At 56.6% G+C, this 8,196-nt stretch carries 9 protein-coding genes and 1 pseudogene; 8 read left to right on the top strand and 2 right to left on the bottom strand.

Annotated features, from left to right (window positions below; all coding sequences use genetic code 11):
- The coding region (locus tag F620_RS0113845; RefSeq protein ID WP_019571047.1) for an IS5/IS1182 family transposase at positions 1–347 on the bottom strand (347 nt) is incomplete at its 3' end.
- A gap of 125 nt (positions 348–472) precedes the next feature.
- Here F620_RS0113845 and F620_RS15065 point away from each other — a divergent pair.
- The 6 genes from F620_RS15065 to F620_RS15045 all read left to right on the top strand — a co-directional run bounded on the left by F620_RS15065 (position 473) and on the right by F620_RS15045 (position 7,098).
- Positions 473–1,441 (top strand): DUF1566 domain-containing protein, encoded by a 969-nt coding sequence (locus F620_RS15065; RefSeq protein WP_081621798.1) that lies wholly within the window; start codon positions 473–475, stop codon positions 1,439–1,441.
- Positions 1,442–1,539: 98 nt separating this feature from the next.
- On the top strand, positions 1,540–2,316 hold the full coding sequence (locus F620_RS15060; protein ID WP_081621797.1) for a vWA domain-containing protein: 777 nt from the start codon (positions 1,540–1,542) through the stop codon (positions 2,314–2,316).
- Positions 2,316–3,263, top strand: a complete 948-nt coding sequence (locus tag F620_RS15055) for a protein phosphatase 2C domain-containing protein (RefSeq protein ID WP_081621796.1) — start codon at positions 2,316–2,318, stop codon at positions 3,261–3,263. Before F620_RS15060 ends, F620_RS15055 begins: the two co-directional genes overlap by 1 nt.
- Complete coding sequence (locus F620_RS15050) at positions 3,247–4,578, top strand: protein kinase (protein ID WP_196802062.1); 1,332 nt, start codon at positions 3,247–3,249, stop codon at positions 4,576–4,578. The genes F620_RS15055 and F620_RS15050 overlap by 17 nt, the downstream gene beginning before the upstream one ends.
- 513 nt (positions 4,579–5,091) lie before the next feature.
- Positions 5,092–5,991, top strand: a complete 900-nt coding sequence (locus F620_RS14715; RefSeq protein ID WP_019571043.1) for a DUF1566 domain-containing protein — start codon at positions 5,092–5,094, stop codon at positions 5,989–5,991.
- Positions 5,992–6,486: 495 nt separating this feature from the next.
- The gene (locus F620_RS15045; RefSeq protein WP_081621794.1) at positions 6,487–7,098 is read left to right on the top strand and encodes an RDD family protein; all 612 of its coding nucleotides are present in this window, start codon (positions 6,487–6,489) and stop codon (positions 7,096–7,098) included.
- A gap of 24 nt (positions 7,099–7,122) precedes the next feature.
- Here F620_RS15045 and F620_RS15575 read toward each other — a convergent pair.
- A pseudogene (locus tag F620_RS15575) lies at positions 7,123–7,263 on the bottom strand (IS481 family transposase); the annotation flags it as partial.
- A 126-nt stretch (positions 7,264–7,389) separates the two neighbouring features.
- On the opposite strand from F620_RS15575, the gene F620_RS0113815 reads away from it, so the two are divergent.
- Entirely contained in the window at positions 7,390–7,743 is a 354-nt protein-coding gene (locus F620_RS0113815; RefSeq protein ID WP_019571041.1) for a helix-turn-helix domain-containing protein, read from the top strand.
- A 158-nt stretch (positions 7,744–7,901) separates the two neighbouring features.
- Positions 7,902–8,196 (top strand): IS3 family transposase (locus tag F620_RS15690; RefSeq protein ID WP_038031313.1); only part of this gene is annotated, 295 nt, incomplete at its 3' end.

Below are 8,196 nucleotides of genomic sequence, written 5' to 3'. Positions count from 1 at the left end.
TCGTGGCGCTCCAGCAACCGACGGAACTGCAGCAGAGTGGTGGCATCCGGGGCGTCTTCGCGGCTCAGGTCAATCCCGACAAAGCGCCGGATCGCCTGGCTGTCGTACACCGCGTCCTCGATCCCTTCATCCGACAGGTTGAAGCACTGCTGCGCCACGTACATCCGCAGCATCCGCTCCAGACCGATCGGCGGGCGGCCGCGCTTCCCCTTCGGGTAGTGCGGCTCGATCGCCTCCACCAGCGCCGCCCAGGGCGTGATCGCGCCGATCTCGCCCAGAAACCGGTCGCGCCGCGTCTGCTTGCGCATGGCGGAGTGCTCGAGATCGGAAAAACTGCCCTGCGACATCGACCACCCTCTCGGCCAGGAACTCGGCCCGCATTATCCTAGAGCCCTCAGCTGGCGGGGCCCATACGCGAACTGAATCAGCGTGCCCCTGGATTTTGTCAAGGGCTGATTGACAGGAGAACACGTTGAAGGATCCAATCGAAGGAAAACTCAAAGACCTTATCCGGCAAACCGGTTGGTCACTAGCGAAGGAGCCGCGACGAGTCAGGGCTCTTCTCCGCGATTTGTGCCCCAATGAAAGACGCGACGCCAACCTCTTGATCGCGGTAGCGGAAGAAGGGATCGCTGAACATCTCGTACGAGATCGCGGAAATACTCCAGCTGCCGTCTTGGTGCCTCGTTTGGCCAAGACGTTGCATGACGAGCGTGGCATTGACCAAGAACTCGCCTTGTGGGCCGTCGCGACATGGGCAGAAGCCCTAAAGCGAGATGCTAGTGCCAACAATAACAAAACAACGATTGGGGAATCGGATGGTCAATCCGCGTCGGCACGCTCACCAACATATGCTTGCACGAATGAACCAACAACAACGGCCAGAAAAGAAAATCGATCGTCACAACATAAAAATACACAACGTGAAACCACGCTAAATCAAATCGGCGCAACCGGTCGTTACATAGATAATTGTGATGGCACAGTTACCGACCTAGTAACCGGCCTTCAATGGATGCGTTGTGCGCTTGGTCAACAATGGACGGGCGAAACATGTGCTGGACAGCCGAGCAGCTACAACTGGCAACAAGCGCTCGATGCCGCGAAGAAGATCAACCGTGGAGGGGGCTATGCCGGCACTCGGGACTGGCGTTTGCCCACTATCGAAGAACTCAACACTTTAATCTACTGCTCCAGTCGAAATCCCGGCCCGTTTCCATTCTCAGGGAAAAAAGAACATGGGCCTTGCAAAGGGGAGTTTCAGCGCCCGACGATCGACTTTGAAGCGTTTCCGTCGACCCCACCTATGCCATTCTGGACAGCATCATTCGATTCCACTCGTAAGAACAAGGCGTGGCGCGTGCCATTTCGCTATGGAAATGCAAACCGATGGTACATAAATAACTCATATTTTGTTCGATTGGTGCGACATGCAGTATAAAGCCCACTAATGATAGGATCTGCAATCTCTGTAGTCTTTAGCTATTTGAGGTCTAGAGACATCCCGCCACATCTGTTGCCCGTAGGAGATGCAAAATAATGTCAAACACGATTGAGACGACCCCGGATGGCATAGAGGGAGAGGCCAGCCATCGAACCTTGCATTTCATTTGGTTGGTTGACTGGTCGTACTCAATGTCTGGAACGAAAATACAGAAAGTGAACTGGGCCATTCGGGAGGTTCTTCCTGAACTCCAGCGTATTGAAGATACTGAGCGGGTACGGGTGAAGATGCGTGCCATCAAATTTGGAGATAAAGCCGAATGGCACATCGGACCTGAGCCTGTCGCTGTTGAAGACTTCGAGTGGCATGATATGGATGCGAGTGGTGGAATAACGGCAACAGCGCAAGCTATCGACGTACTCGCTGAAGCGTTGCGCGTCGAAAATCTAGGTAAACGAAATGTCCCGCCTGTATGTGTGTTGCTGTCAGACGGTTATTGCACGGACTCGGAGGATCATTATCAAAGTGCTATTGACGCACTCAATAAGTCCCCGTGGGGCGCCAAGGCGGTTCGGTTGTCGATTGGAATTGCAAAAAATGCAAACGATTACAATAAAGAGGAGCTGGACGCCTTTATTTCCCCCTATCTCCGGAAAGAGGGAGGTGTTGAGACGCTACATGCCGACACGCCAAAGAAACTGGTCGAATTCATTCGTATGGCGAGCACGGTTGCAACTGTCGCGGCGTCACGTAGCAAAGAATCTACTGATAGTAATGCGGGACAAATGCCCGTTCAGATATCCAACGAGGATTTGAATCCGAACTCTGATCTGCCCGATCTAGATCAAATTGATGCGTCGGAGGAGTTTTGATGGATACTTGTCTTCCGGCATGTCTGACGCTTAGCTTCGGTAAAAGCCAAGTGCTTCTCACATGCCCAACTGGGGCATCACACGTTGAGAAAGGGCAGCCATGCCAGGATGCATGCGGCGCCTCACAGCATTTCTTCCAAGGACAACCGTATTTGGTCCTGGCCATTGCCGACGGGCATGGTGGTGAAAAATACAATCAAAGCGAGATTGGCGCACATCTCGCGGTAGAAGCGGCAAGAGACGCGGCTACGGATTTGGTGGTCACACTCGTTTCAGCTCAATCTAATCATCCTACCGATTGGGCCAGGTTGGTCAAACATGAGGCAAATCGACTTGGACGCAATCTGGTTCAACACTGGCGGCGACGGATTGAGGGGCATGCGGGAATAAAATCTGAAGAAGGGGTGTCGGATCAGGATCTGGAATGCATCGGTAGATACGGAACAACCGTTGCAATGGTTGTGATGTACGAATCTACGCTTATAGCCGGTTCGATCGGAGATAGTTCAATATTTACCGTAGAACACAGTGAGCCATCGGGTGAAGTTCGTGTAAATGATGTCACTCCGCAGCGCGACCGTGGTGTGGGTCTCGCTACGGAGAGTTTGGTAAGCCCGAATGCGCATCACTCGTGGCAAGCGAAAGCGATGGTAATAGACGAACTAATAGACGAAACGGAGTTGGCAATGGTTCTCCTGACTACCGACGGCATGACGGATTCACTTGAGGACCCCAAGCAAAGCATCCGTAACCTTTATGAGCGCGCGGTCAATGACGGCCTCGATTGGCTGAAAAACGTTCTGCCGAAGCAGCTCAGTCGTTGGAGTGATAAAGGGGTCGGTGACGATATGGGCTGTGTCGTGATGTTTCCAATATGGCCGGTACGGGTACGGGGTCAATCGAACGAGGACATTAGTCAGGAGGCTGAAGGTGGCGAGCAGTCTTGAATTTAAGGGTGATAGCGGAGAATGTTATGTCGCCGAAAAAAAGCTTGCTCAGGGGGGGCAAGGTTCGGTTTATGAGGTAAGGGCGCAGAGCGACAGCCAGTCGTATGCCGTAAAGTGGTACCACACGGCACGCGCGAGTGATGACCAGCGTAGTCAACTCGAGGAGCTTGTTCGTCATGGTGCTCCTTTGAGCGATATTGAAGGTGTCGAATTCATCTGGCCCATTGAGATGGTGACGCATAAAGACAGTCCAAGCTTCGGCTATGTCATGCCATTGTATGATTCCGCTCATTATGTGCATTTCAATAGGGTTATTAACAGAAGGGCGAGGCAACCGAGGCATGATACGCTTTGTCGTCTAAGCTATCTTGTCGTCTCGGCGCTTGAAGCGGTTCACCGGCAGGGGTTGGCTTACTGTGATATAAATTTGGGAAATGTTCAATTCGATCTGGTCAATGGTAATATTATTGTATGTGATAATGATAATGTGATTGTAAATAACAGCGACGCAAATGTGGCAGGTGTAGCGGAATTTATGGCGCCAGAGGTTGCACTAGGAGAGGCTAAGCCGAATGCGCAGTCGGATTTATACTCAATGGCCGTCCTCCTTTATCAGATCTGGATGTATGAACATCCAATGGAAGGAAAGCAGACGGCTGAGGTGCGGTGTTGGGACCAGCCTGCGAAGATGAAGCGGTACGCAAAAGAACCGTTGTTTGTGCATCATCCGAACGACAGAGGAAATTCGGCGGAAGGGGACCCAATGCTGGCTTATAGCCTGAGGCGATGGAATGAGTTGTGTCCTGCGAATTTGAAGGAGCTATTCACGCGGACGTTTACTGATGGGGTTCATCGACCTAGCAAGCGGCCTAGGTTATCCGAGTGGAAGGATACGTTGATGGAACTTGAAGCGGATGCGACCGAGTGCGGGGATTGCGCGGCGATAAATCTGTTCGATAGGTCCATTCAGGGACAGTCTTGCTTTCATTGTGGTTCGGTCTTACCGGTCCGGTTGTTTCTCAGTATTAAGCACCCCGGCGGGAGTTCGGGGTTGGCCGTGCATACCGGCGGCGCTCTTCGTCAGCATCACCTGGAGGTTCACGCCCGGGGTAAGGATGCGTTATCAATTGTTGGGACAATTGAAGATCACCCGAGGCAGCCGGGCGCGCACATACTTAGGAACCAGAGTGATGAGGGTTGGCTGTACGAAGTTGCGGACGAACGGTATCGGATTGAACCTGGGAAGGCGAGGCCGCTAACACCGGGTGGGAAGGTGTACATTGGCGACGTGACGGTCACCGTCGAGAACATTTGATTTGATACGTTGCGATATCTAGCTGTCAGGTATAGCCTGATCGCATATCGTGAGTGATGGTGGCCGTGCCCCAGGGTGGGGAGTACTTGAGTGTAGGTTCCCGATTAGGGAGGCGTGCCGCCGGCGAGTAGTTGCCTTTGAACGTACACACCGAGCAGCGGACGCGCTTCGGCAGGAATAGCAGGGGCTTCCGGTTGGTTTCCGCGATCGGTAAGTAAGCTGAGGCACGGCATGAGTCGGAGGACGTTACGCATACCGGGCGGCCAATCGTGGGAGCTGAATTTGTCGGGGGTGCTTAAGATGAGGGCGCTATGCTGATTTCAGGGCTCCGACGCCCAGAGGGCGCGAGAACGGTGGTCCAAGATAATTGGCGGCGCCGTGGCTTCCAGAGATAGATTAATCATTGGCTTTCATGTCGGACCTGATCGGGCTTGAGCACGGGGTTGTTCACCGACTGCTAGACGCGACGCGAGGAACAAACCGTCATCGTACGTATACGTCTAGGAGAGGTCTATGCCGCAGCATAAGGTCGCCCAGCAGCTCAACCAACTTATCGCGCAATACGGTCCGCAGCTGGCAGAAGATCCACGCCGTACTGGCGCCTTGCTGCGCGATCTCTGTGCTCCGTACAAGCGCGAAGTACGCGTCCTTAGCGCCGTCGCCGAAGAGGGGTTGGCCAAGGAATTGATGCGGGATGGCGGGAAGACGTCCGCCGCCATTTTGCTGTTGCGCTTGGCGGGGCAGTTGCACGATGAGTTGGGTATTGACGAGGGGTTGGCCCTGTGGGCCATCGTCGCTTGGGCCGAGGCTTTAGGGTGGACGGTGCCGCAGCTGAACGTGGGTACCACCGAGCCCGTTTCCGGTCAACCGCAATTCTCACCATCCCGCGAACCACCCGCGCAACATGAAGGCGAGACACGGCCACGGATCGGGCAGAGCGGTCGTTATCTGGACAATGGCGACGGCACTGTCACCGACCCTGAGACCGGGTTGCAATGGATGCGTTGTAGCCTGGGGCAGGAGTGGGACGGCCAGACTTGTGTGGGAGAGGGAAGGGAGGAAATGACGTGGCAAGAGGCGTTGGATGCGGCGAAGGAGCTCAACCGTCGAGGAGGCTATGCGGGTTATCGGGACTGGCGGGTGCCGACCATCGAAGAACTCAACAGCCTAGTCTATTGCTCCAGCGGGATACCCGGATACCATGGCCCTTGTGAGGGGCTCATTGATCAGATTCCCACGTTAGATTGGGGGGCATTTCCTAAGGCATCTCGGTGGGTCGTCGGTTTCTGGTCGGCCTCGCCCTATGTTGGCTCTTCGGGCTACGCCTGGCACGTCGACTTCGGCTGTGGCTACGGCTACCGGGCCAGCAAGAGCCGGAGCAACAGGGTCCGGTTGGTGCGCGGCGGACAGTAATTTGTAAGCAGTCACTCCGGGCCGTCATTCCCGGCGCCGGCTGATCGGTTCTCTTGTCTCGGTCGCATTCACCGACACGGGAGCGACACACGATGGGACAGCACCCACCGGCACGCACGCGGCGCAGTGCAACCGAGTGACAACCGCTGGTTTCGGCCCAGCGTGACAGCGGGATCAGCCAGGTGGCCTTCTGCCGCTGCGAGGGCCTGGCGGTCAGCACTTTCCAGTACTGGAAGCGGCGGCTGGCGGGCGCTGAGGCCCCGCCGACCAGATGAAATGCACTGGACCTGTAGACCGGACATATGAAACCCGACCAAGAGGCCCCGGTTTTCACTTCTCAGAGGCCGTCTGTAGTGGAACGATCGGGGTCCACCTCATCCGGCGAGGGGCGGCGAGAAGAGTTCGGCAAGCGAATCCTCTTTGCTAGAATAAAGCTCGAAAATTCATTGTTTTCATTTTCACTGGCCGGGCTGTTTTGGCCTCAAGGATATGACCATGGCCGTTTTTTGCACGCAATGCGGGACGAAGGCGGAGGAGGACTCCCGTTACTGTGGGGCCTGCGGTGCGAAGCTTCCGGTGGCGGAAACAGTTGCCCCCGGATCGACTGCTGTTTCTCGCGGAACGCCAAAACCCGATGCCCATCGCCCCCAAGAGGATGACGATGCCGATCGGTTTCAGCATGCTGGATTCTGGTATCGATTTCTCGCATGGATTATTGACTACTTAATCCTTTTTGTCGGTGCTTTATTTATCGTGTTTCCAATCGGGTTCATCTATGGATGGACCATGTCGGGGAGCGCCCCACCCGCTCAGATTGAGTCTGAGGCTGAAGTGATTGGCAACATTATTGGCATCATGATCTGGTGGCTGTACTGGACACTTTTCGAGTCCTCCGATTGGCAGGGCACTCCTGGCAAACGCATGCTGGGGCTTCGAGTGACGGATGAAGAAGGTCGGCCGATCGGTTTTGGACGGGCCAACGCCCGATACTGGTCCAAGATCCTTTCGACGATTATGCTGTTCATCGGATTTCTGATGATTGCCTTCACGCGTCGCAAGCAGGGTCTACATGACATAATTGCCGCGACACTTGTGCTGCGCCGCTAGTGTCCCTTAACAAAAGTCACTCGACTATATGTCAGGTCCCGGCCGGTTATATACACGTTTGCAAAATAGGTCGGGGCAACCCTGTTGCCAGGCCTTGAGTGTCTCCACCGGCGTTCGGTGCCCCAGCGCCTTCTGCCCGATCTGATGGTTGTACAGGCGCTGGTAGTCCCGGAGGGTGTCTTTCAGATGTCTCCTCCGCACCCCGTTTCGCCTGGAAACCTCCCCCGGGGGTATAGTCAGGGCGCCCTGAGCCTTTGACTGCCCCCGCCTGGACCAAGACGGAGGTGTCAGATGAGCAGCAAGAAGGCCAAGAGCAACCAGAACAACGGCAAGCGGGATAAGGGCCGGTTCTCCTCCAAGCGCAAGACGGAGGTGGTCCTGCGCCTGCTGCGCGGGGCGGACCTCGAGGCCCTGAGCCGGGAGTACGGGGTCACGGCGGCTCGGATCAGCCAGTGGCGGGAGGACTTCCTCGCCGCCGGCGAGGCCGGGCTCAAGGGCGGCAGCACGCACGATCCGCGCGATGAGCAGATCCGGGAGCTCCAGGCCAAGGTCGGGGAGCTGACCATGGACCTGGAGGCCTCCCGCGAGGCGGTCAGTCGCCTCAAGGAGGGGCGCCCTTTGGCCCCGGGGAGATCGAGCTCATGAGCCGGGCGTGCTCGGTCTCTCAGCGCCGGCCCTTCGGTGTCGCCCGGCTCTGTCAGGAATGGGGCATCCCCCGCTCGACGTTCTATGCCCGCCGTCACAGCGGCGCATAGCGCGCTGCACCGGCTCATCGCGAGGGGAGGCCGGATCCCCGGCGGAGGCTGAGCGACGAGCAGCTGCACCAGGAGATCCGGGCGGTCATCGAGGGCAGCGAGTTCACCGGCGAGGGCCACCGCAAGGTCTGGGCCAGGCTGCGCCAGCTGCAAGGGATCTACACCTCCCGCAAGCGGGTTCTGCGGGTGATGCGCGAGCACGGGCTGCTCGCCCCGTACCGGGCCCGGCGCAACCTCGGCCCCGATGTGCACGACGGCACCATCATCACGGAGGCGCCGAACCGGATGTGGGCGACCGATGCCACCGCGACGTTCCTGCCGGAGTGCGGGCAGGTGACGGTCT

Origin of the sequence: Thioalkalivibrio sp. ALE11 (assembly GCF_000381205.1) — a bacterium.
GTDB lineage: Bacteria > Pseudomonadota > Gammaproteobacteria > Ectothiorhodospirales > Ectothiorhodospiraceae > Thioalkalivibrio.
Note: the sequence above shows the minus strand (reverse complement) of the source record. Positions and strands in the feature narration are given on the sequence as shown.